This is a genomic window from Rhizobium sp. CCGE531 (assembly GCF_003627795.1).
Taxonomy (GTDB): Bacteria; Pseudomonadota; Alphaproteobacteria; order Rhizobiales; family Rhizobiaceae; genus Rhizobium.
The window spans coordinates 328235-349896 of record NZ_CP032684.1 but is presented as its reverse complement, the minus strand read 5'-3'; the positions used below and the strand labels follow the sequence as shown (position 1 = coordinate 349896).

Annotated in this window: 25 protein-coding genes; 10 read left to right on the top strand and 15 right to left on the bottom strand. The window is 60.4% G+C overall.

The genetic code is table 11. The features are described from left to right. Positions 1-143 precede the first annotated feature (143 nt). Positions 144-971: a tetratricopeptide repeat protein gene (locus CCGE531_RS01710; protein ID WP_120662641.1), complete on the top strand. Its 828-nt coding sequence runs from the start codon at positions 144-146 to the stop codon at positions 969-971. A 34-nt stretch (positions 972-1005) separates the two neighbouring features. Here the strand turns inward: CCGE531_RS01710 and CCGE531_RS01705 are convergent, their stop codons facing one another. The 10 genes from CCGE531_RS01705 to CCGE531_RS01660 all read right to left on the bottom strand — a co-directional run bounded on the left by CCGE531_RS01705 (position 1006) and on the right by CCGE531_RS01660 (position 10751). Beyond that, positions 1006-1650, bottom strand: a complete 645-nt coding sequence (locus tag CCGE531_RS01705; protein WP_120662640.1) for a LysE family transporter — start codon at positions 1648-1650, stop codon at positions 1006-1008. Between the two features lie 141 nt (positions 1651-1791). Beyond that, positions 1792-2769, bottom strand: coding sequence for a type II secretion system F family protein (locus tag CCGE531_RS01700; RefSeq protein WP_120662639.1), 978 nt, complete (start codon positions 2767-2769; stop codon positions 1792-1794). A 21-nt stretch (positions 2770-2790) separates the two neighbouring features. Next, the gene (locus tag CCGE531_RS01695) at positions 2791-3798 is read right to left on the bottom strand and encodes a type II secretion system F family protein (protein ID WP_120662638.1); all 1008 of its coding nucleotides are present in this window, start codon (positions 3796-3798) and stop codon (positions 2791-2793) included. A gap of 9 nt (positions 3799-3807) precedes the next feature. Further along, entirely contained in the window at positions 3808-5289 is a 1482-nt protein-coding gene (locus CCGE531_RS01690; RefSeq protein WP_120662637.1) for a CpaF family protein, read from the bottom strand. Positions 5290-5367: 78 nt separating this feature from the next. Continuing rightward, positions 5368-6639, bottom strand: a complete 1272-nt coding sequence (locus tag CCGE531_RS01685; protein WP_120666370.1) for a CtpF protein — start codon at positions 6637-6639, stop codon at positions 5368-5370. Between the two features lie 37 nt (positions 6640-6676). After that, positions 6677-7411: a CpaD family pilus assembly lipoprotein gene (locus CCGE531_RS01680; RefSeq protein ID WP_120662636.1), complete on the bottom strand. Its 735-nt coding sequence runs from the start codon at positions 7409-7411 to the stop codon at positions 6677-6679. 54 nt (positions 7412-7465) lie between these two features. Continuing rightward, positions 7466-8971 carry a type II and III secretion system protein family protein gene (locus CCGE531_RS01675; RefSeq protein WP_120662635.1) on the bottom strand — a complete coding sequence of 502 codons (1506 nt, stop codon included), beginning with the start codon at positions 8969-8971 and terminating at the stop codon, positions 7466-7468. A gap of 14 nt (positions 8972-8985) precedes the next feature. Next, complete coding sequence (gene cpaB / locus CCGE531_RS01670) at positions 8986-9801, bottom strand: Flp pilus assembly protein CpaB (RefSeq protein ID WP_120666368.1); 816 nt, start codon at positions 9799-9801, stop codon at positions 8986-8988. Positions 9802-9962: 161 nt separating this feature from the next. Continuing rightward, positions 9963-10475, bottom strand: a complete 513-nt coding sequence (locus CCGE531_RS01665) for a prepilin peptidase (RefSeq protein WP_120662634.1) — start codon at positions 10473-10475, stop codon at positions 9963-9965. A 93-nt stretch (positions 10476-10568) separates the two neighbouring features. Beyond that, entirely contained in the window at positions 10569-10751 is a 183-nt protein-coding gene (locus CCGE531_RS01660) for a Flp family type IVb pilin (RefSeq protein ID WP_120666366.1), read from the bottom strand. 404 nt (positions 10752-11155) lie between these two features. Here CCGE531_RS01660 and CCGE531_RS01650 point away from each other — a divergent pair, with 404 nt between their 5' ends. The 9 genes from CCGE531_RS01650 (at position 11156) to CCGE531_RS01610 (ending at position 17357) form a co-directional block, all read left to right on the top strand. After that, positions 11156-11578, top strand: a complete 423-nt coding sequence (locus CCGE531_RS01650; protein ID WP_120662633.1) for a pilus assembly protein N-terminal domain-containing protein — start codon at positions 11156-11158, stop codon at positions 11576-11578. A gap of 154 nt (positions 11579-11732) precedes the next feature. Further along, positions 11733-12368, top strand: coding sequence for a TadE/TadG family type IV pilus assembly protein (locus CCGE531_RS01645; RefSeq protein ID WP_120662632.1), 636 nt, complete (start codon positions 11733-11735; stop codon positions 12366-12368). A 14-nt stretch (positions 12369-12382) separates the two neighbouring features. Beyond that, a complete protein-coding gene (locus CCGE531_RS01640) occupies positions 12383-12955 on the top strand; it encodes a TadE/TadG family type IV pilus assembly protein (RefSeq protein ID WP_120666362.1) in 573 nt (190 codons plus the stop codon). Between the two features lie 152 nt (positions 12956-13107). Next, the gene (locus CCGE531_RS01635) at positions 13108-14328 is read left to right on the top strand and encodes a phosphopentomutase (RefSeq protein ID WP_120662631.1); all 1221 of its coding nucleotides are present in this window, start codon (positions 13108-13110) and stop codon (positions 14326-14328) included. Next, positions 14325-15296: an adenosine deaminase gene (locus CCGE531_RS01630; RefSeq protein ID WP_120662630.1), complete on the top strand. Its 972-nt coding sequence runs from the start codon at positions 14325-14327 to the stop codon at positions 15294-15296. Before CCGE531_RS01635 ends, CCGE531_RS01630 begins: the two co-directional genes overlap by 4 nt. A gap of 64 nt (positions 15297-15360) precedes the next feature. Further along, positions 15361-15657 (top strand): type II toxin-antitoxin system RelE/ParE family toxin, encoded by a 297-nt coding sequence (locus tag CCGE531_RS01625; protein ID WP_120662629.1) that lies wholly within the window; start codon positions 15361-15363, stop codon positions 15655-15657. A gap of 10 nt (positions 15658-15667) precedes the next feature. Continuing rightward, the gene (locus tag CCGE531_RS01620; protein ID WP_120662628.1) at positions 15668-15973 is read left to right on the top strand and encodes a HigA family addiction module antitoxin; all 306 of its coding nucleotides are present in this window, start codon (positions 15668-15670) and stop codon (positions 15971-15973) included. 102 nt (positions 15974-16075) lie between these two features. Next, complete coding sequence (gene upp, locus CCGE531_RS01615) at positions 16076-16705, top strand: uracil phosphoribosyltransferase (RefSeq protein WP_120662627.1); 630 nt, start codon at positions 16076-16078, stop codon at positions 16703-16705. A 127-nt stretch (positions 16706-16832) separates the two neighbouring features. Next, positions 16833-17357, top strand: a complete 525-nt coding sequence (locus tag CCGE531_RS01610) for a TIGR02281 family clan AA aspartic protease (RefSeq protein WP_120662626.1) — start codon at positions 16833-16835, stop codon at positions 17355-17357. Between the two features lie 53 nt (positions 17358-17410). Here the strand turns inward: CCGE531_RS01610 and deoA are convergent, their stop codons facing one another. Genes deoA through CCGE531_RS01585 form a run of 5 tightly spaced genes read right to left on the bottom strand, consistent with a single transcriptional unit; the run spans position 17411 to position 21662 of the window. Continuing rightward, on the bottom strand, positions 17411-18718 hold the full coding sequence (deoA, locus tag CCGE531_RS01605; protein WP_120662625.1) for a thymidine phosphorylase: 1308 nt from the start codon (positions 18716-18718) through the stop codon (positions 17411-17413). A 3-nt stretch (positions 18719-18721) separates the two neighbouring features. Continuing rightward, positions 18722-19495 carry a deoxyribose-phosphate aldolase gene (gene deoC, locus CCGE531_RS01600; RefSeq protein ID WP_120662624.1) on the bottom strand — a complete coding sequence of 258 codons (774 nt, stop codon included), beginning with the start codon at positions 19493-19495 and terminating at the stop codon, positions 18722-18724. Continuing rightward, a complete protein-coding gene (locus CCGE531_RS01595) occupies positions 19492-20298 on the bottom strand; it encodes a purine-nucleoside phosphorylase (protein WP_120662623.1) in 807 nt (268 codons plus the stop codon). Before CCGE531_RS01595 ends, deoC begins: the two co-directional genes overlap by 4 nt. Continuing rightward, on the bottom strand, positions 20295-20687 hold the full coding sequence (locus CCGE531_RS01590) for a cytidine deaminase (RefSeq protein WP_120662622.1): 393 nt from the start codon (positions 20685-20687) through the stop codon (positions 20295-20297). Before CCGE531_RS01590 ends, CCGE531_RS01595 begins: the two co-directional genes overlap by 4 nt. A 3-nt stretch (positions 20688-20690) precedes the next feature. After that, positions 20691-21662 (bottom strand): ABC transporter permease, encoded by a 972-nt coding sequence (locus CCGE531_RS01585; RefSeq protein WP_120662621.1) that lies wholly within the window; start codon positions 21660-21662, stop codon positions 20691-20693.

Below are 21662 nucleotides of genomic sequence, written 5' to 3'. Positions count from 1 at the left end.
CCTTTGATGATGAGTTCAGAGAATCGAGAGTTAACCGTCTGTTAGGGTTAACAGATTATTGCTGGAGCGAACATTGCGTCGAACCTTTCCCTGTTCCGATTCTAGGCCTCGCGCAAGACTTATGGAATTCAGGGATAAGCGAAATGCCCGCCGTTTCAACCGCGTCGTCACTCAGAATCTTTCTTTTCCGGGGCGCTTCCGCAGCACTTCTGGCGCTAGCGCTCGCAAGCTGCACGACGACCGGAAAAGACCGGATGACGACCGGTTCGATCCCGAAGACGTCGAATTCTCTCGACACGATGAACGGCACCGAACTCGCACAGGCGACGGCAACATTCGGCAAGGCCTATGATGCCAATCCTAGAGATCGCGATGCCGGGGTCAATTATGCCAATGCCTTGCGCGTGAGTGGCCGCAACGACCAGGCGCTCGCCGTCATGCAGCAGGTGGCAATCGCCAATCCGACCGATCGCGGCGTGCTTGCCGCCTACGGCAAGGCACAGGCGGCTGCGGGCCAGCTCGCCGAAGCGCTGTCGACCATCGACCGCGCACAACTGCCGGACCGGCCGGACTGGCGTCTGGTTTCCGCACAAGGTGCCATCCTCGACCAACTCGGGCGCTCCGCCGATGCGCGCGCCAAATATCGCGATGCACTGGTGCTGGTCCCTAACGAGCCGACAATTCTTTCCAATCTCGGCATGTCCTATGTGCTGACCGGCGACCTCAAGAATGCCGAAAACTACCTTCGCTCGGCCGTCTCGCAGCCGGGCGCCGACAGCCGCGTGCGGCAGAACCTGGCGCTGGTCGTCGGCCTGCAGGGTCGTTTTGCCGACGCGGAACAGATTGCCCGCCAGGAGCTGACGCCGCAGCAGGCGAATGCCAACGTCGCCTACCTCAGGGGCATGCTGGCACAGCGCAATTCCTGGCAGAAGCTTGCATCAGGCGGCGATGCCAGGAAAGCGGTCGAATAAACACGGCCAAAGAAGCACTCGGCCGCCTCGATCCTTAACGCCAGAGATGACGCGGCAGGCCTTCGGCCACCAGCCGCGCTCCGAGCGCTCCGATCACGACGCCGGCCACGCGATCGATCCAGAGCTTGGCACCGAGATAGATTGCGCGCGGACGGTTCGACGAGAAGGCGATCGTCACCACCGTGTACCATCCGGCCTCGACCAGAAAGACCGCCGGAGGAACGGCCGCCAGCAGCCAGGGCGCAGGAACCGCCGGCAGAAGGGCTGCAAAGATACTGCCATAGAAGATGGCGGTCTTCGGATTACTGAGCTGGGTCCCGAGCGCAAAGAGGAAATTGCGTGCCGCGCCCGCTGCCTTCGGTGTCGCAGGTGAATCAATCGGAAGATCGTCCGCCGCGCCGCGCCAGATGCGGATGCCGACATAGATCAGATAGAGACCGCCGGCGACTTTCAGCGCCAGATACAGCCATTCGACCTTCATCAGCAGGGCGTTCAAGCCGAACAGGGCCAAGGTTGCGAAAATGACGCTGCCCGTCCCCATGCCGAAAGCCGCGGCGAGGCCCGCCTGTCGCGAGCGGGAAACGGCGATACGAGAGACAAGCACGAAACTCGGGCCGGGACTGACGGCGCCGATTAGGACTGCGGCAATAACGCTCAGAAACACTGCCATGGACGACATGCGACACCTCCCGATATGACTGGACATCTATTCGCCGATGGACGGCAGCCTCCAGGGCGTGCCGAGGATTTCCGATTCCGGCTGTCCACAACGTCGGATCGAAGATTAATCATGTCCACACGCGATAGACAAGCCGCCAGATCAGAACTTGTCCATGGCCTGGATGATCGCCGGGCCGAGGATGACAGCCATCAAGACCGGCAGGAAGAAGATGATCATCGGCACGGTCAGCTTCGGCGGCAGGGCGGCTGCCTTCTTCTCCGCCTCGTTCATGCGCTCGTCGCGGCCTTCCTGCGCCATGACGCGCAGCGCCTGCGAGAGCGGCGTGCCGTAGCGTTCGGCCTGGATGAGCGCCTGCGTCACCGATTTGACGAGGTCGATCTGCGTGCGGGCGGCGAGATTGTCGAAGGCCGTGCGGCGATCCTGCAGGAAGGAAAGTTCGGCCGTGGTCAGCACCATTTCCTCGGCAAGCGGCGGGGATTGCTCTGCCATTTCCTCGGACACGCGGTGCATGCCGGCTTCGATCGAGATGCCCGATTCCACGCAGATCAGCATCAGGTCGAGAGCATCCGGCCATGCGCGCTTGATCGACTTCTGACGCTTGGCCATCCGGTTGGAAACATAGATGTTCGGTGCATAGAAACCGAGATAGGCGGTGCCGATGACGCCGAGCAGGCGGATCGGAAGGGGCTTTGCGGCAAACCAGCCGAGAACGAAAACCAGCACGATCGCAGCCGCCAGGAACAGGAACGGCAGGAAGAATCGCGCTACCAGAAACATGTTCAACGCGTTTTCGGACCGCAGGCCGGCGGCGCGCAGGCGATTCATGGTATTGGCATCAACCAGCGCGTTTCGCAGATTGAAGCGCTCGACGATCTGTCTGGCGTTTCGATTGTTGTGGCTGCGCAGCGATGCCTTGCCGCCATCTGCGCTCAGCCGGGCCCGCTCGCGTGCGCGGATCTGCTCGCGCTCCGTCGACACGGCCTTCATGCGCTTGTTGAGATCGCCGCGCTCCAGTAGCGGCATGGCGATCGTATAGAAAGTGGCAAAGACGGCAATGGCAACGACAACGGCGAGAAGAGTGCCGGGATCGGTCAGTTTGGCGGCCAGATCGGACATGGGCTACGCGGCTCCTTCCGCTCAGATCTCGAAATTGACCATGTTGCGCATGATGAAGATTCCGAACGACATCCAGATACCGGCTCCGACCATGATCAGATGGCCGCGCGGATCGGTGAACAGGACCATCATGTATTGCGGGGATGTCATGTAGACGAGCAGCATCACGATGAACGGCAGAGCGCCGATGATGACGGCGGATGCTTTTGCTTCCATCGACAGCGCCTGGACCTTCGCCTTCATTTTCTTGCGGTCGCGCAGCACCTTTGCGAGATTGCCCAGAGCTTCCGACAGGTTGCCGCCGGCCTGGGCCTGAATGGTGATGACGATCGAGAAGAAATTCACTTCCTGCAGCGGCATCTGGTTTGTCATGCGCGCGCAGGCTTCCGACATGCTGAGACCGACCTGCTGCGCTTCGACCACCCGCCGGAATTCCGACTTGACCGGATCGCGCGCCTCGGCAGCCACCAGCCGCACCGCATCGTTGAGCGGCAGGCCCGAGCGAAGGGAACGGGTGATGAGATCGAGCGCGTTCGGAAATTCCTCGAGAAATTTATTTTGCCGACGCTTGACGAGGAAGCCTAGAATCCAGCGCGGCAGACCGAAAGCGACGGCAAAGAACAGTCCCAGGATGACCAGGGGCGGAGCACCGACAATGAAAAAGATCAGCACCGCGAACAGGCCGAACAGCACGCTGAAAACGTAGAAGCGCGACGGTGTCAACGACAAACCGGCCTGCGCCAGACGCGCCTTCAGCGACTGCTTTTTCTTGGTGTTTTCGGACTGGCGACGCTCCAGATCCTTGAGCGAGTCCTGCACGGATTTGCGCCGCTTGGACATTTCCTGGACGCGATCGCGCGCCACTTTGACCTTCACACGGTCGGTCTCGGCCTGCTTGACCCGGTTGACGCGGCTTGCGGCCTTCTTCTGTGCCTCGATCCGCGAATAGAGAATGCCATAGCAGACGGCGGCTGCCGAAACCGCCGTCAGCATGACAATCAACAGCACTATTGGATCGACACCGAACATCGTGAAATCCTATTGCGCCTTCTGTTCCATCTCGTCGAGCGCGGCTGCGAGCCGCCGCTCCTCATTGTAGTAGCGGGCACGATCCCAGAAATGCGGCTTGCCGATGCCGGTGGAAAGATGCCGGCCGATGATGCGGCCGTTCGCGTCTTCACCCTCGATCTCGTAGCGCATCAGATCCTGCGTGATGATTACGTCGCCTTCCATGCCGATCACCTCGGTGATCTGCGTGATGCGGCGCGAACCGTCGCGCAGACGGGCGGCCTGGATGATGACGTCGACGGAGGTGGAGACGATCTCACGCACGGTCTTCGCAGGCAGGCTGAAGCCGCCCATGGCGATCATCGATTCGATACGGCTCAGGCATTCGCGCGGCGTATTGGCGTGGATCGTGCCCATGGAGCCGTCATGGCCCGTGTTCATCGCCTGCAGCAGGTCGAAGACCTCGGGTCCGCGCACTTCGCCGACGATGATACGTTCGGGACGCATGCGCAGGCAGTTCTTGACCAGATCGCGCATGGTGATCTCGCCCTCGCCTTCGATGTTCGGCGGGCGGGTTTCGAGACGCACGACATGCGGCTGCTGCAGCTGCAGTTCGGCGGTGTCTTCGCAGGTGATGACGCGCTCGTCGCGGTCGATATAGTTGGTCAGGCAGTTCAGGAGCGTCGTCTTGCCCGAACCCGTGCCGCCGGAGATGACGACGTTGCAGCGCACGCGGCCGATGATCTGCAGCAGCGTTGCCCCCTCCGGCGTGATGGCGCCGAAGCGGACGAGCTGATCGAGCGTCAGCTTGTCCTTCTTGAATTTACGAATGGTCAGCGCGGGACCATCGATCGCCAAGGGTGGCGCAATGACGTTGACGCGCGAACCGTCGGGCAGGCGCGCGTCGCAGATCGGGCTGGATTCATCGACGCGGCGGCCGACCTGGCTGACGATGCGCTGGCAGATGGAAAGAAGCTGCGAATTATCGCGGAAACGGATTTCCGATTCGACGGTCTTGCCGCCGACTTCGATGAAGGTCTGGCCGGCGCCGTTGACCATGATGTCGGCGATGTCGTCGCGGGCCAAAAGCGGCTCCAGCGGACCGTAGCCGAGCACGTCGTTGCAGATATCCTCGAGCAGCTCCTCCTGCTCTGAGATCGACATCGCGAAATTCTTGATCGTGATGATGTCGTTGACGATATCGCGGATTTCCTCGCGCGCCGCTTCCGGGCCGAGCTTGGAAAGCTGCGAGAGGTCGATCGTGTCGATGAGCGCGGAAAAGACCTGCGACTTCGTGTCGTAATATTCCTCGGTGCGGGCCGGCCGGCGGCGACTGGGCGTCTGCATCGGCGGAGGGGCGACCTGCTGGCGCTGCTGGGCGGAATCGCGCGACGGCTCTATCAGCACGGCCGATGCCGCGGGCGCGGTTGCAGCCGGCGCACGCGCCGGCGCCGGCGGAGGCGTCGTGCCGCCGCTTTTTGCAGGACCTTCATTTCCGCGCTTGCCAAACATGCTTTCGATCCAATTCTACTGCTGCTGCATGACTTTCATGAAGGCTCGCCTTCGGGAAAGTCATGCGAAATCAAACGATTACTTCCGCTTCAGGAGGCCAAGCAGACCGCCCTTTCTCGCCTTCTTCAAAGCGACACGGCCGGTTACGATGTGCGATATCTGCGAGAAGGTCTCGGCGATCGGCGACTTGGGATCCGTCTCCGAAATCATCCGGCCGCTGTTGGCGGCATTGCCGAACAAATTGATATCGAAGGGGATGATGGCGATCGGATCCGTCTCCAGCGGCGCGCAGAACTCCGAAGGGTTGATTTCCGGTCGCTTCGGCATGCCCACCTGATTGAGAATGAGGTGCGGTCCCTTGTCGTTGGGCCGCAGCTTGCGCAGAGCGTCGATCAGGTTTTTGGCATTGCGCAGGTTGGCGAGATCGGGGGCCGCGCAAATGACGACCTCATCGACGGCGGCAAGCACCGAGCGCGTCCATTCCGTCCAGACATGGGGTATGTCCAGGACCGCCACCGGCGCGCTGCGTTGGAGAACGTCGAGCACCGGCAGGAAGGCTTGGCCCTCGAAATCATAGGCGCGATCCAGCATGGAGGGTGCGGCCAGCAGCGACAGGTGCTGCGAGCATTTTGTCAGCAATCGATCGAGAAAGACTTCGTCCAGACGCTCCGGCGCGTAGACAGCCTCGGCAATCCCCTGTGCCGGATCCTGATCGAAGTCGATATTTGCCGTGCCGTAGGGCAGATCGAGATCGGCCAGAATGGTTTCGGTGGAGAACAGGCTCGAGATGCCGAAGGCGCAATTATGCGCGATGGTGGATGCGCCCACCCCACCCTTGGCGCCGATGAAGGCAATGCTGCGGCCGAGCGGTTCGGCGTCGGGATCGATGAAGATCGACGCCATCGCCGTCATCAGGTCGACCATGTCGGTGGGTTGCACGATATATTCGGAGATACCGTTGCGGATCAGCTCGCGGTAGAGGCCAATGTCGTTGTGGTAGCCGACGATGACGACCTTGGTGCTCGGATCGCAGACGGCGGCGAGAGGCTCGAGTTCAGCCAGCAGATTGCGCGGATTGGCGCGTGTCTCGAGAATGATCAGATTGGGGGTCGGCGCCGAAGCGAACATGTTTGCCGCCGCCGTGGCGTTGCCGCTGGTGATCCGGAAGCTGACCCTGGACATGCGCCGGTCATTGGCGCATTGGTCCATCACCTGCTGCAGCTGCTCGCTTTCGCAGAAGGCATGCACGGAAATGCGCGGCAAAGGCCGTAGACTATCGAGATTGCCCCCGCGCGCGACGTCTTCAGCCTCCGCAGCAGTCGAGCCAATATCGTATTCGATGGCGTTCATGATCTCATCCTGTTCCGCCGGCGGGCAATCCTCATGCTCATTGACCGGCTCCGCTGAAGCCACCAAGGGTAGCGGTGCTGATCGGGACTGTGCCATTGCGGTAATTGTCGATTACCTTGCTGCGCTGATCGGTATCGATCGGCGACACGGCGCGAGGTGCGATCAGGTCCGTTGGATTGGCGACTTGCGCCGCCAGATTATGCTGGGTCGCGCAGCCAAAATTATAGTAGTTCTGATTGTCGATGGCGTTGTCGGCGAGATCGTCAGGCCATTGGCCGCAGGTATTGGTGGCTGCCGTCGTGGCGGTGAAGCGCAAGCGGATCGGAGCGGCGTCGCCCGGATCACCCGCTGCATAATAGCTTTCGACGATACGATTGGAGCGAATGCCATTCGCCACCAATTCTTTCCGAATCTGTTGACGCAGGGCTGACGCGGCCTGCGTATTCATTGACCCGCGCGGTGCCAGGATTTCGACCGTGCCGCTTGCATATGCTCGATAATCCTGCACGAAGCCGCGGACGGTGTCGCGCATGCCCACGGTCAATTGCCGGTCACCGGTTGCCACCGGTATGTCGACATTGTGTTCCTTTTCCGTCAGCACGATAGGATGGCGCTGGCGATAATCGTCCTTGATGGCGCTCGTCTTCATGCCATCCGGGGAACCGGCACAACCGCCAAGGGCGGCCGTGAGGATCAAGGTCGGTGCAATCAATGCCAGTGCCGAGAAGCTGCGGCGAAGGGGGCGAAGCGCGTTACGGGCGAGGCTGGCCATCGATTGATTTCTCGTTGATCCGGTTAAAAAGGCGCGCATCTTGATCCCTGCCCCTCACTTGTAGATGAAGCCGACGGTGCCGTGGAAATCGGCGTCCGCGACCGGCGGCCCATCCCTGCGGCCGTAGATCTTGTTGACACGGTTCATGAAGAAGCCGCTGACGTCGTTGCTCGGCGAGAAGTTGTCGTCTGGACGAGCAAGCTGACTGCGGGCCACAGGCCGCACCAGATAAGGTGTCGCGATGATGACCAGCTCGGTTTCGTCGCGCTGAAAGCTCTTCTGGCGGAACAGCGCGCCAAGGATTGGAATCTTCGAGGCGCCTGGCGTACCGTTGGTGGTCTGCTGAATGGTATCGCTCAAGAGACCGGCCAAAGCGATCGAGCCGCCGGACGGCAACTCCACCGAAGTATCAGCGGCACGCTGGTTGTAGGTTGCCGTGCCGGCGTTAGCCGTGCCAACCGGATTGGAAACCTGAGTCTGCACATGCAGGGCGATTCGTCCAGCAGACAGCACGACAGGCGTGAAGGCCAAACTGATGCCATAGGTGAAGGGTGTGACCGTGACACTCCCGTCCTTGTTCGTGACGGCGTATAGCGTCTGTCCGCCCGAATTGAAGGTCGCGGCCTGGCCGGAGATCGCCGTCAACGTCGGCTCAGCCAGCGTGCGGACGGCGCCAGCCTGCTCAAGAGCATTGAGATAAGTACTGATATTGTATTTGCCGATGGCGGTTTTGAACAAGCTGGCCAGACCGCCGCCGCCGGCTGCCGCCGTCGCATCCGAGACAGGACTGCCGAGCTGGGCTACCGTCAGCCCGGAAGAATTCCTGATGAGATTGTCGAAGCCGATCTGCTTCAGCACACTGCGCTTGATTTCGGCGACCGTGACCTTGAGCGTCACCTGATCCTCGCCTTCGATCTGCAGCATATTGACGATCTGTGACGTCTGCCGCGTTTCGGCGAAAATAGCGACCGAGTTGTTGTCGCCGCTGCCCGAGGCAGTCTGGTTTCGAGTCGTCGCTTCGCCGCCTTTGAGGAAGGCCTGTGCAAGCTGCTCGGCACGTGTCGCATCCTGGGGCGTGCGCACCGTGCCGGTCATCACGATATTGTCGGAAACGATCTCGACATTGATGTCGGAGTCGGGAATGAAGCGCTTGAGATTGGCCTGCAAACCGGCAATGTCGCGCTCGATCTGGAGATCGAGGCTGACGATCTCCTTGCCGTCGGCGCCGAAGATGAAGATGTTGGTCTGGCCGACCGTCTTGCCGAAAAGGTAAATACGACGCGAGGTGCGCGTGACCGCATCCGCCATCTTGGGATCGGAAACAAGGATATCATGCGCGTCGGCCGGCAGATCGACGACGAGCGCCTTGTTGAGGCCGAGCTTCAACGTGCGCTTCGTGCCAAGGCCAGCGATGGTGACGATGCTGTCGGAGCCGTCCGCAAGCGCTGCGGGAGTGCGCAGAAAGGCCGGAAGATCAGCCAGAGGCAGACCCGCAAAGGCGACCGAGAAAGAGAGGATTGCAGCGAGAGAAAGGCTGGCTTTGTTGCTTGTCTTGACCATGATGTCGCCCCTTCTCATTGTGGCTTCGGCCCGGTCGGGCCATCGGTCACGATCGTTCCCGACTTGATGACCTGGACGAGCCCGCCGCCATTGTCGCCGGCCAGAAGATAGTCGGCCGCCGTCGTATCGGGCTGTTGCGCATCGGCGACGGAGCGCAATGCCAGCGTCAGGCGGTCGGCCATCTGGCGCGCGACGGTCAGGACTTTCGTCTGGTCCGGCGTCAGCTCGAGCGTCGCGGTGGCGCCGACCGCGGCCTTGCTTCCGTCCTGCTTTTCCTCGATCTGCTGGTCGACGGCCAAGACGCGGACGTTGCTCAGCACCGTTTCGGTGACGAGCTGCTGCTGCGAGCCCTTGCGGACCATGATCACGTCGACCCGATCATTCGGGAGGATGAAGCCGCCGGCGCCGGTGGCGACGGAAATCTCGGTGGCAACGGCCCGTTTGCCGGCCGGCAGCAATGAAGAAAGGATGCGGCTGCTGGAATCGGCGACCTTTTCCTCGCGGATCGGTTCGCCCTCGAATATCGGCAGGCGAACGACGGCGCCGTTGAGATCCTTCAAGGCATCGGGCCGCTCGCTCTGGGTAATGAAACCTTTGACGACGCCGCCTTCCGGCCATGCCATCCATTGAACTGATTTTTCGTTCAGACGAGAGCCGACAGGCAGATTGGCGCTCGCAACCAGCACATTGGTCGTTGCTTCCTTTTCCACGATCGCCGCAACCTGCTGGGGCACGATATTGCGCGAACCAGACAGGCGCATCGCCAGCAGGCCGGCCATCCCGGCCGCGGCGGCTGCCACTGCGAGTATCATTATGCGAGCGGGTTTCATGGTCATTCCTTGAGGAACAGGATTCTTCGCCCTGTAGAATGACCGGCAATTGGTGTAATTATGGTTAATGGTAGGTTACATTTATGATTACTTAACCATAATTACTTGATTTACATTAGGCTTTCTTCACATAAGAAGAAATTGTACGCGCGCGTTGCTGTTTAGAGCACCCGCTGTGTCGCTGCGATAACGAGCGGCGAAGCTGGGAAGGCGAGGAAACCGCCAATGGCAATAGCGACACCGTATGGAATCTTGTCGGCACCCAGCAATGAATTCGGCAGTGGCAAGCCTATTGCCGTGATGACATCGGATTGAGAGCGCAGCAAGAGAACGACGACCGTCAACACGCCACCAAGGAGCGAGACGTAAACCAGAAAAGCAAGAAGGGAAGGATCAAGGCCGAACCAGAGTGCGGATGCTGCCAGCAACTTTGCGTCGCCCCCGCCCATGACGTTCATGGCGAATAGCACGAAGCAGCAGCAAAAGACCACAGCCGCGGCACCAACGTGCATCCCGACCTCAGTCAAAGGCAATCCCAACGGCAGCGCGAGCACGGCAAAAGTGCCGAGAAGAATGAGCGATATCCGGTTTGGTATCGTCATGGTCAGAAGATCGGAGATGGCCGCAACCGACATGCAAAGCGGGAAAATCAGCAATGTCGCGGCTTCAATCATCTCGAGCGCCCGGGCTAAGTTATGAAATCCAAAAACCGCCCAATATTTGGGCGGTTTCCTGTCGTATATACCTACAGCGCGTATCGTTAACGCTTAGTACTTTGCAGCAGCGTTGTTCATCTTGTTGGAGATGGAGCTAAAGGTGTTGCTGAGCGTGGTGCCCAGCGTCGTGGCAGCGGTGATGATGGCGACGGAGATCAGGGCAGCGATCAGGCCGTATTCGATTGCAGTCGCACCCGATTCATCCTTCAGGAAACGCGAGAAAAGCTTGGACATGAATAAACTCCACTTTGTTGACAGCACGTCCGTCAACTGTTTGCCGTTGATCGGATGAACTGCACGGTAGTCGTTCGCCGTTTCCATCGCTTTAAGGAATTGGGTTAATGAATTTTGAATAATGAAGTCAAAAAAGAATAGTAAATATCGAATTTATGTCTTCCCATGCGTTTTTAAAGAACTTCTTCAGCTAAAAGAAAATTATTAGATGCATGAATATTAGTAGTTTATACGACTCGTCTCAAAGTAACGCATATCGGACATAAACGCCGAAGGTAAAAGCCATTTACGGGACATTTGCATCATAACTACACGAAGGGCGTCGCCCTTAATCGTTCATTCACCAATATTTCCCATTCTATCCGACAAATCCTTTCGCCATACGCTTTCCAAGAGGCCAAACCATGCCAATCGGCGGCAGAACCGCATTCCTTGCCGGCATCGTCGCCATGGCCGGCTTGACGCCGCAGCTTTCCAACGCTGGAGAAAGCCTGCTGCGCGTCTATATGGATCACGCGCGCGTCTTGAAGCTTGATCGCCCTGTCAGCAAGGTCATCGTCGGCAATTCGCAGGTCGCCGACGCGACCGTTGCCGATCCAAAGACCATCGTGCTGACCGGCCGCAGCTTCGGGACGACGAATATTATCCTGCTCGACACCGACGGCAACGCCATCGTCGATGAGCAGATCCTGGTGTCGATCGATGAAGGCAATACGGTTCGCGTTTTCCGGCAGACGGATCGCGCCGTATTGTCATGCACGCCCAATTGCGAACAGCATGCCCAGCAGAACAACACGGCGACGACAGCCACGGCAGCCGGGCAGTAACTACATTCGACAGCGCAAATATTCGAAATTACTTTCAAAAGATTACGCGGCAAGTAATAATCCCGGCTTCCTCTAAATATGAATAGAGAAGAGAAACGGATTATCAACAAAGCAATTCTAGTGTCCTCCGCGTGTAAATCGCCGCGGATTTCCCATGACGCCAGATAGTGATCTTCTCGCCAATATAAGCCCTGCCAGGCCACGTGCCCGAGGCAGCCTGCGCGAATTGCTGCGTTCTCGGGACGGCGCCGCGGCCATCGAATTCGCCATGCTTGCCATTCCCTATTTCCTGATCATCTTTGCCATTATCGAGACCTTCGTCGCCTTTACTGCCGAGCAGGTCGTTTCAAACGCCGTCGATACTCTGGCGCGGCAGATCAGAACGGGGCAGATCACGATCGATCCCAACAAGACCTCGTATAGGACGTCACAGCAGTTCCGTCAGGCGTTCTGCAACGAGATTGCCGTGCTCATCACCTGCTCCTCATCCGAACTGCAGACGCCGACAAACCTCTATCTCGATGTGGAAAGCTATTCGAGCTTCGCATCGATGCCGACGACGATCCCCCGCAAATCGTCGACCGATCCCTATTCCGATCTTAATTCTTCGAGTTTTACTTTCGCACCCGGCGGCGCCAAATCGCTCAACATGGTGCGCGCCTATTACCGCTGGCAGATCATCACGGATCTGCTGCGCCCCTATCTTACCAATGTACGTCCATCCGACGGCTCGGCGTCAGTCTATCTCATGGTCGCGACAGCCGCCTTCCAGAACGAGAACTATCCGTGAGCGGCGCTGCGACCATGATCGAAAAGGACACGATGCCCTCGGGCATTCTGCGGCGCTTTGCCCGCGATGAGCGCGGCGTCGGCGCGATCGAATTCGCCATTCTTTTTCCCGTGCTGCTGATGCTTTACCTTGGCGCCTTCGAGCTCACCGTCGGCCTCAATGTCTCCAAGCGCGCCAGCCGCTCGGCGGGATCGATTGCCGATATCGTCTCGCAGCAGTCGAGCGTCACCAAGTCGGTGCTTGCCACCATGCCCCCGGTGGCGGGCGCGATCTTCGCGCCCTACGCCACGACAGGCCTGACGTTGAAGATCACCGGCATTGCGATCGACGCAACAGGCAAGGCCACGGTGGCATGGTCCTGGGCAAAGGACGGAACGACCCCCTATTCTTCCGGCACGACCACCACCGTGCCGGCCAACATGAACCAGGCAAGCACATTCCTGGTGCGCAGCGAGCTCTCCCTTCCCTACCAGCTCATCAGCTTCGGCGCCAATTTCCTGCCGAGCGGCACCAACCAGATCACCATCAGCCGGCAATATTACTATCGTCAGCGCGTCGGCAATTCGATCAGCTGCAGCGATTGCTGAGCGCCTGTCCTCGGGACCGTACCTTTTGGGGACCGTGCCTCGGCCGGCCATTCCAAAACGGAAAATTGCCAACGCGATGCCTCCGTTATATGGGTGACGTCCAATGTCCCGGAAGACCTCCTCCGGGTGACGACATTCTTATAGGGTGATGTATGGCGCGCGCCTTTCTCTTCGTTCTGGATTCTTTCGGCGTCGGCGGCGCGCCGGATGCGGCAAGCTATGGCGATGAAGGCGCGGATACGCTCGGCCACATCGCCGAATTCTGCGCGGCGGGCGCCGCCGACCGCGAAGGCCTGCGCCAGGGACCGCTGCTGCTGCCCAATATGTCCGGCCTCGGCCTCCTGGAGATCGCCAAGGCGGCAACGGGCAGCTATCCCGCCGGCATGCCTCTGCCGGAAAAGCTCTATGGTCTCCATGGCTGTGCCAGCGAAGTCTCCCGCGGCAAGGACACGCCGTCAGGCCATTGGGAGATCGCCGGAACGCCCGTCATGTTCGATTGGGGTTACTTCCCGACCGAAGGCGACGCCTTCCCGCCGGAGCTGGTGAAAGCCATCTGCGAAGCGGCCGATCTGCCCGGCATTCTCGGCAATTGCCATGCCTCCGGTACGGATATCATTGCAAAGCTCGGCCAAGAACACATTCGCAGCGGCAAGCCGATCTGCTACACCTCGTCCGATTCCGTCTTCCAGATCGCCGCGCACGAACAGCATTTCGGCCTCGACCGGCTGATTGGCCTCTGCAAGATCGTGCGCGCCCTCCTCGATCCCTACAATATCGGCCGCGTCATCGCCCGCCCCTTCATCGGCGAGACTGCTGCCACATTCGAGCGTACAGGCAATCGCCGCGACTTTTCCGTGCCGCCGCCGGAGCCGACACTGCTCGATCGTCTCGTCAAGGCCGAGCGTACGGTGCATGCCGTCGGCAAGATCGGCGATATCTTCGCCCATCAGGGCATTTCCAAAGTCATCAAGGCCAATGGCAACATGGCGCTGATGGACGCAACGCTTAAGGCTATGGACGAGGCCGCCGACGGCGATCTGGTCTTTACCAATTTCGTCGATTTCGACATGCTTTACGGCCATCGCCGCGACGTGCCGGGCTATGCCGCGGCGCTCGAAGCCTTCGACGCGCGACTGCCGGAAGTGCACAAGAAGCTGAAGGCCGGCGATCTCGTCATTCTGACGGCGGACCATGGTTGCGATCCGACCTGGCGCGGTACGGATCATACGCGCGAGCGCGTGCCGGTCATGGCTTACGGACCGGGCATCCGCTCGCGCGCAATCGGCATCCGTCAGACCTATGCCGATATCGGCGAGACGGTCGCGCGTCATCTGGGCATTGCGGCTGGGCCGCACGGGAGGAATTTCCTTTGACATCGCATTTGAAGAAAGTGGAGCTGCACTGCCATCTGGAGGGTGCTGCCCCGCCGGCGCTGACGCTTGCACAGGCGGAAAAATATGGCGTCGATACCAGCGCCTTCCTCAAGGATGGCGTTTACCTCTGGAAAGATTTTGCCGAGTTCCTCGTCTGCTACGACAAGGTCTCCGAGGTCTACCGCACCGAGGAAGACTATGCGCTACTGACGGAAACCTATCTGGAAGAGCTTGCCGAGATCGGGACGATCTATAGCGAGCTCATCGTCTCGCCCGACCATGGCGACCGCATCGGCCTCGGCGCCGATGCTTATATGGCCGGCGTCTCGGCCGGTATCCACGGCGCCAAGGCAAGAACCGGCATCGAGGCACGGCTCATCGTAACCGGCGAACGTCACTTCGGCCCCGAGCGGGTGGTGAAGGCGGCGGAATATGCGGCCAGGAGCGACAATCCGCTGATATCAGGCTTCAACATGGCCGGCGAAGAGCGCATGGGGCGGGTGGCCGATTATGCCCGTGCCTTCGACATCGCGCGCGAGGCCGGCCTCGGCATCACCATCCATGCCGGCGAGGTCTGCGGCGCCTTTTCCGTTGCCGATGCCGTCGACCTGGTGCGCCCGCAGCGTATCGGCCATGGCGTGCGCGCCATCGAGGATATGGATCTCGTCAGGCGCCTTGCCGATCTCGGCACCGTGCTGGAGGTGTGCCCCGGCTCCAACGTCGCGCTCAACGTCTTTCCGGATTTTCAATCGCATCCGCTGCGCAAGCTGCGCGACGCCGGCGTGCGGGTGACGATCAGCTCCGACGACCCGCCCTTCTTCCACACCTCGCTGAAGCGCGAATACGAGCTGGCATCGACAGCCTTCGGTTTCCGCGACGACGAGATCGACGCGATGACGCGCACGGCGATCGAGGCGGCCTTCGTGGACGAGGCGACGCGGGCGGCATTGCTGGCGAGGCTAAAATAATCAACGCTCAGGATTGAAATATGTACCATAGAGCGGTACATTAGCTCATGTTGGGAGCCAAAGGATGATCGTAAGCTTTCGAGATGATTGGCTGCGTGATTTCTTTGTCGAAGATGTACACTCGAAGAAAGTCCCGGCCGATCTGGATAGCCGGCTGTTTCGCAAGCTCCAGATGATCGATGATGCGGTGACGGACCAAGATCTACGGATTCCCCCCAGCAATCATTTCGAAAAATTGCGCGGCAATCTCGAAGGTTTTTGCTCCGTCCGTGTCAACAAGCAATGGCGGCTTATCTTTCAATGGGATGGTGGCCGTGGCGAAGCGACGGGCATCTATCTGGACGACCATAGCTATCGGTAGGGCAATTGCGATGTTGATGACAAAACGTAAGCCGGCAAGTGTCGGCGAAATATTGGTCGAAGAATTCATGGAGCCCATGGGCCTGACGCAAAGTGCGTTGGCCGAGGCCATGGGCGTCCAGCGAAAGCATGTGAATGAACTATGCAATAATCGCCGCAGCGTGACGGCTGCAACGGCACTCATCCTTGCTCGCGTGTTCGGCAATAGCCCGGAGTTCTGGCTGAACGTTCAACGGCGCAATGACCTGTGGGACGTCATGCACTCTCCGCACGAGCGCGAGCGAATCGAGCGCGCCCGTCCGTTGTCCGCAGCATGAGTTTGGGGATGATATCGGGAGTTTTTCCCTATTTTCTTGCACCAGAGACGATTTCCGTGGAAGAACCATCTCATATCACGGAATTACTGGAAGGCTGAAACCATGGACGGCGTCACTGTCATCGATCACCCGCTTGTGCAGCACAAGCTCACAATCATGCGCAAGAAGGATACGTCGACGGGAAGCTTCCGCCGGCTGCTGCGCGAGATTTCGACACTGCTCTGTTACGAAGTGACGCGCGACCTGGAGCTGACGATCGAGACCATCGAGACGCCGCTGCAGCCGATGGATGCGCCGATCCTCGAGGGCAAGAAGCTGGTCTTCGCCTCGATTCTCCGCGCCGGCAACGGCCTGCTCGAAGGCATGCTCGACCTCGTGCCCTCGGCGCGCGTCTCGCATATCGGCGTCTATCGCGATCACGAAACGCTGCAGCCGGTCGAATATTACTTCAAGGCACCCGAGGATATTTCCGAACGCCTGATCATCGTCGTTGATCCGATGCTGGCGACCGGCAACTCCTCGATTGCCGCGATCGACAAGCTGAAGGAGCGCGGCGCGCACAATATCCGCTTCCTCTGCCTGCTGGCGGCTCCGGAAGGCATCGCCAATTTCCGCAGCGTGCACCCGGACGTGCCGGTCTTCACCGCCGCCATCGACAGCCATCTGAACGAGAAGGGCTATATCGTGCCTGGCCTCGGCGATGCCGGCGACCGCATGTACGGCACGAAGTAAGATCCGCTATTATACTCTTTATAAAGCCCGGCAGTTGTTCAACTGCCGGGCCTTTTACTGATTGCCTTAGCGTCGTTTCAGCAAATTTGGCTTACAGATGGCATGGCCCGCAGGAGGGGGCCTGCCGATGCTCGTTCGCGTTCTCGTCTTTGCCGGCGTCATTGCCGTTGCGGCGACCCAGGTGCCGATGCTGGTGAATAGCTACAACGAGCGCGCCGAAAAGCCGGCGCCTGTCGAAGCGGCCTCGCTTGCACCGCCGAAAGCCGAGGCGCCCGTTTCCTATGGCAGCGTTCAGCTGCGCGCCAATGCAGGCGGCCACTATGAAGGCGATTTCACCATCAATGGTCGCTCGGTGCACGGGATGATCGATACGGGCGCCACCTATGTCGCGATCAACGAAAGCACAGCACGCAGCCTCGGCTTCAGCGGTGTCGATCTCGACTATCGCTACCCGATCCAGACGGCGAATGGCACATCCAAGGTTGCTCATGTCAAACTCGACCGTCTGGAGATCGGCACGATCCGCGTTCGCGATGTCGATGCCGTGGTGGCGAAGGACAGCGCATTGAGTACGACGCTGATCGGCATGAGCTTCATGAAGAAGCTGAACTCCTTCGGCGTCCAGAACGGCAATTTGCTGTTGAAGCAGTAGAATAGCCGAGCCCCATGTGGAGCCGCCTACGACATCCGTTGCGCTGCCGTCCGTTAGATCCTGCTGATGATAACGGGTGACGCAGTGGGCGCTTTGTCGATGAGGCGATAATTGGCTGAGAGATCGGCAGCAGCCTTCTCCGCGCTTGCCTCGTCCGCCGCGTGAACGGTCGCAATACGGTCGCCTTTGCTCACCTTCGTGCCGAGTGGCAGGATATCGCTGAAGCCGACGCGATGATCGATCTTGTCCTGCGGACGGCGACGGCCGCCGCCGAGATCGATCACGCTCATGCCGATCCCTCGCGCATCGCAGGCACCAAGCCAGCCGTCGGCAGCGGCGAGAACAGGCTTCCGTACCGGGGCGCTCACCAAATGGCGATCCGGGTGTTCAAGCAGATCTGCCGGGCCGCCGAGCGCATGCACCATGCGGCCGAAAATTTCCGCCGCCTTGCCGGATGCCAAAGCCTCGCGCGCCCTACTCTCCGCATCGGCAGCACTTGCGGCAATGCCGGCCTGCACCAGCATCTCGGCAGCGAAGGCCAGGACGACCGTTTCGAGCCGCGTGCCCGCCTTGTTGCCTTTCAGGAAATCCAGACAATTGCGGAGCTCGACCACATTGCCGGCCGCATCGGCCAAAGGCTCGTTCATGTCGGTGATCAGGGCCGAGGTCTTGACCCCGCCGCCATTGGCCACTTCCACCAGCGAGCGCGCCAGCGTCTCGGCCTCTTCCCGCGAGGTCATGAAAGCGCCGCTGCCGATCTTGACGTCGAGCACCAGCGTTTCCAGCCCCGCCGCCAGCTTCTTCGACAGAATGGAGGCAGTGATCAACGGCACGGAATCGACCGTCGCGGTGACGTCGCGCACCGCATAGAGCTTGCCGTCGGCGGGCGCGAGCGCACCGGTCTGGCCAATGATGGCGCAGCCGACCTCATCGACGACCTTGCGGAAGCGGGCGGCATCCGGCGTAATTCCGTAGCCAGGAATGGATTCCAGCTTGTCGAGCGTACCGCCGGTGTGGCCGAGGCCGCGGCCCGAAATCATCGGCACGGCGAGACCGCAGGCGGCGGCGATAGGGGCCAGCATCAGCGAGACGTTGTCGCCGACGCCGCCCGTCGAATGCTTGTCGGCCACCGGCCGGCCGATGCCTTCCCAGGACAGGGTATCGCCGGAGCGGGCCATGGCCAGCGTCAGCGCCACCGTCTCCTCGCGCGTCATGCCGCGAAACCAGACGGCCATGGCAAAGGCACCAATCTGGCTTTCGGCCAGTTCGCCCTGTGCCAGCGCGCCGATGAAGCCATCGATGTCGGCGGTCGAAAGGGCGGCACCGTTACGCTTTTTCCGGATGATTTCCTGCGGAATCATGGATCAATAGCCCGAGGACGCCGCCTTGGATTCGCCACCGGCCAGCACGCTCAGAATGTCGTCGAGCAGGCTCGATGCACCGAAGCGGAAGGTCGAGGGCATGGCCCAGTCGGGCGCCATGATAGTTTCGGCAAGGCTCAGATAAAGCGCGGCATCCGCGACGGAACCGATGCCGCCCGCTGGCTTGAAGCCGACCTTGCGTCCACTGGCACGAATTGCCCGCAGCATGATGTCGGCAGTCTCGAGCGTTGCGTTGATGGCAACCTTGCCCGTCGAGGTCTTGATGAAATCGGAGCCAGCCTCGATCGTCAGTTCGGAGGCACGCCGGATCAGCGCGGTATCCTTGATTTCGCCGGTTTCGAGAATGGTCTTCAGGAGAACCGGTCCCTTGCATTCGGCCCGCACTGCCGCGACCATATCGGTGACGGCCTGCTCGTTGCCGGCCAGAAAGGCACGATAGGGAATGACCAGATCGATCTCGTCGGCGCCGTCGGCAATCGCCTCACGCGCTTCGGCTGCTACATCGGCCACCTCCATATCGCCGGCCGGGAAGTTCACCACGGTCGCGATCTTCACGGCATGATCGGTTCCGAGAATGCCGCGAGCCTGAGCGACGAAACGCGGCCAGATGCAGATGGCGGCCGTATTGCCATAGGGCGATTGCGCGCGGGCGCACAGCGTCTCGATCTGCGCCGGCGTGCAGTCATCCTTGAGATTGGTGAGGTCGAGAAGGGAAAGCGCAACAGCTGCCGTTTCTCTGAGGGAATGGCCCGTCATTGTGAATCTCCTTCGTTCGCAATCATTTCTTTCAAAATGGCGGCGAGACGCGCGCCGCCGACCGGAGCCATATCCTTCGTCTCGTCATGCGACAGTTCGGAGCCGGTCATGCCAGCACCATAGTTAGTGATGACGGAGGCAGCGGCAACCCTTAAGCCGAAAAGACGCGCCAGAATGACTTCCGGCACGGTCGACATGCCGACGGCATCGGCGCCGAGGATGCGTGCCATGCGGATCTCCGCCGGCGTTTCGAAGCTCGGCCCCGAAAACCACATATAGACGCCGTGCGACAGCTTGATCTCGGCCTTTTCCGCCGCCTTGCGCATGCGCATGATGAGGTCGGTATCATAGGCACTGGTCATGCCAACGAAGCGCTTGTCGCTTTCCTCGCCGATCAGCGGGTTCATGCCGGAATAGTTGATGTGGTCGGTGATCTGCATCACCGATCCCGGCGGCATTTCCTCCCGCAGCGATCCGGCCGAATTCGTCAGGATCAGCGTATCGACGCCGAGGGCCTTCAGGGTCTCGATCGGCGTGCGCATGGCATTGGCGTCGCCCTTTTCGTAATAATGCACCCGGCCAGACAGCATGATGACAGGCACATCACCGAGCTTGCCCGCGACCAGCGTGCCGGCATGGCCGGAGACGGCGCTGACCGGAAAGCCGGGCAGATCGGCATAGGGGATGCGCAGGGCATCACCAACCTGATCGACGAGCGAACCCAGGCCGGAGCCGAGGATGATGCCGTAGCGCGGCTTCAGATCGCCAAGCTTTTCGGTGAGGATGTCGACGGCCCCGTTCATCCGAGCATCTCGGTTTCGAAGCTGAAGGGGAGCATCTCGTCCATGGTCATGGTCTTCCTCACGCCGGTTTCGTCGCAAAGATAGATGCGTGTGTCCTTGCTGGCAAATTCGGCGATCTTCTGCCGGCAGCCGCCGCAGGGCGGGCAGAGCGGCAGCTTCTCCGCAATGACGGCCATTTCGACGATCTTCTTGGCGCCGGCCATGACCATTTGGCTGATCGCCGTGGGTTCAGCGCACCAGCCTTGGGGAAAGGACAGGTTCTCGATATTGGCGCCGGTATAGATCTTGCCGTCCTCGGCGCGGATCGCCGCGCCGACGGGAAATTTCGAATAGGGAGCATGGGCGAAAGCCATCGCCCCGCGAGCAGCCTCGAACAGATCGTGCGACATGGACTAGCGCTCCTTGGTATAGGGCACGCCACCGGCCTTCGGAGGCTTGGCGACGCCGATAAAGCCTGCAAGCAGGACGCAGGTGAGGATATAGGGCAGCGCCTGGAAAATCTGTACCGGCACCTCGCCGATGCCCGGAACCGCCTTGCCCTGCATGAAATTGGCGAAGGCATCGAGGAAGCCGAAGAGCAGGCAGGTGAACATGACCGGCACCGGCTTCCATTTGGCGAAGATCAGCGCGGCCAGCGCGATATAACCCTTGCCCGCCGACATGTTGTTGATGAAGGCGGCCGACTGGGCGATGGCGAGATAGGTACCGGAGAAGCCGCAAAGGATGCCGGCTGCTATCAGCGAGCGGTAGCGCAGCCATTCGACCGAGATGCCGGCGGTATCGACCGCGCCGGGATTTTCACCGACGGCGCGCAGCCGCAGGCCGAAACGGGTGCGATAGAGGATCCACCAGGAAATCGGCACGGCGAGGAAGGCGAGATAGGTCAGAATGTTATTGCCGGAGATGACATTGGCATAGAGCGGCCCGATGAACGGCACATTGCGCACCGCGTCGACACCCGGCAGGGTGATGCCGGAAAAGCGGGCCGTGCCGGGCAAAGTCGGCGTGCGGCCGCCCTGCCCGAACCAGGCCTGACCGAGAACGATGGTCAAGCCCGCCGTCAGGAAGTTGATCGCGACGCCGGAGACGATCTGGTTGCCGCGGTTGGTGATCGATGCGAAACCGTGCAGCAGACCGAAGATCACCGAGATGACGATACCGGCGCCGAGGCCGGCCCAGGGCGAGCCGCTGATCGAGGCGACGCAGGCGGCCGCGAAGGCGGAGGCCAGCATCTTGCCTTCGAGACCGATATCGAAAATGCCGGCGCGCTCGGAAAAGAGGCCCGCCAGCGCGGTGAAGATCAGCGGGATCGACAGACGGATGGTCGAGCCAAGAATGCTGATGAGAAGATCGTAATATTCCAT